At 54.6% G+C, this 1,969-nt stretch carries 1 protein-coding gene; it reads left to right on the top strand.

Annotated elements, in window-relative coordinates:
* On the top strand, positions 1-1,969 hold a 1,969-nt coding region (locus GQS10_RS22715), incomplete at both ends, for a condensation domain-containing protein (protein ID WP_243735363.1).

Genomic DNA, 1,969 nt, shown 5'->3' on the forward strand with positions numbered 1-1,969 from the left:
GGAAGACGGGAACGTGGACTTCATCGGCCGGATCGACAATCAGGCGAAAATCCGGGGTTACCGGATCGAGACGGGCGAAATCGAAGCGAAGCTGCTGAGTGTAGGCGGCGTGAAGGAAGCGGTTGTCGTCGTCAGGGAAGATCAAGAAGGTCAGAAAGCTTTGTGCGCTTATTATACAGCGGAAGAAGGCTTGATGGCGGCGGACTTGAAGCGGGCGATTGCCAGCGAGCTGCCGGGGTACATGATCCCGTCGTACTTTGTGGAACTGGAGCGCTTGCCTCTGACGCCGAACGGAAAAATCGACCGGAAGGCGCTGCCGGCGCCGGAAGTGGGAGCAGGCGGAGGCCGCGAATACGTGGCGCCGCGAACCGAACTAGAGGCGAGACTGGCCGCCATTTGGCAGGATGTATTGGTTCGGGAGCAGGCGGTAGGCATAACGGACAACTTCTTCGACCTCGGCGGACACTCCCTGCGGGCGACGACGCTGGTCAGCAAAGTGCATAAGGAGCTAGGCGCCCAATTCCCGCTTCGCGACGTATTCCGCTACTCGACGGTTGAGGAAATGGCCGCGGCTATGGAGCGGCTTGAGACCGGCTCGTTTACCGCTATTCCGGCTGCGGAACCTAGCGAGTATTATCCGCTTTCTTCCGCTCAGAAACGTCTCTATATCTTGAACCAGCTGGAAGGAGCCGAGCTTAGCTATAACATACCGGGAGCTATGCTGCTCGAAGGGGAGCTCGACCGGCAGCGATTTGAAGAAGCGTTCCGCGGGCTCGTAGCTCGTCATGAAACGCTGCGTACCGGCTTTGAGATGGTAAAAGGCGAAGCGGTTCAGCGGATTTACGAAAAAGCCGAATTCCAGGTGGAATATGTGCAGATTAGCGGGGAGCAGGCGGAAGAAACGGTGCGCCAATTCGTTCGTCCGTTTGATCTCGCGAAGCCGCCGCTTCTGCGGGTAGGCCTTGCCGAACTGGCGCCGGACCGGCACATTCTGATGTTCGATATGCATCATATCGTATCTGACGGAGTTTCGATTGACGTACTGATCGAAGAGTTCGTCCGCTTGTACAGCGGGGAGCAGTTGGAGCCGCTACGCATTCAGTACAAAGATTATGCGGTATGGCAGCAATCAGACGAGCAGAAAGCTCAGCTTGCCAAGCAGGAAGCCTACTGGCTCAATATGTTCCGAGGAGAGCTGCCGGTTTTGGAATTGCCGACGGATTATCCGCGCCCGGCTATGCAGAGCTACGAGGGCCGCACGCTGCAACTGTTTATGCATAGCGAGAAAAGCGAGGGTCTGAAACGGCTTGCAGCCGAGAACGGCGCAACGCTTTACATGGTTCTGCTTGCTGGTTATACAATATTATTGCATAAATATACAGGACAAGAAGACGTGGTGGTCGGTACGCCGATTGCGGGAAGAAATCATAGCGACGTTCAGCCGCTGATCGGGATGTTCGTCAATACCCTGGCCATCCGCAGTTATCCGGCTGCCAGTAAGACGTTCCTTGACTACTTGAAGGAAATCAAGGAAACGACGCTGGGGGCATTTGAACATCAGAACTATCCGTTTGAGGAACTGGTGGAGAAGGTGAACGTGGCTCGCGATTTAAGCCGCAATCCGCTGTTCGATACGATGTTTGCTTTACAAAATACCGAGAATTTGGAATTCCAGCTTTCGGGTCTTCATTTGTCGACGTATGCTAGCGAAGAAATTGTTTCTAAATTCGATCTCAGCCTGGACGTCACGGAGATCGAGGAAGGCTTGGAATATCTGTTTGAATACGCCACTGCTCTTTATAAAGCCGAAACGGTGGAGAAATTGGCCGCGCACTACTTGCAGCTGCTTGAATCCATTCTCCGCAACCCGTCGGCGACTATTGCCGAACTGTGCATTTTGACAGCGGCGGAAAAAGAGCAAATTCTTGGTGCGTTTAACCCGGCGCAGCCGGAAGCGGCTCCTGCAGCT

This window comes from Paenibacillus turpanensis (assembly GCF_011421635.1).
In the GTDB taxonomy this organism is placed as follows: domain Bacteria; phylum Bacillota; class Bacilli; order Paenibacillales; family YIM-B00363; genus Paenibacillus_AK; species Paenibacillus_AK turpanensis.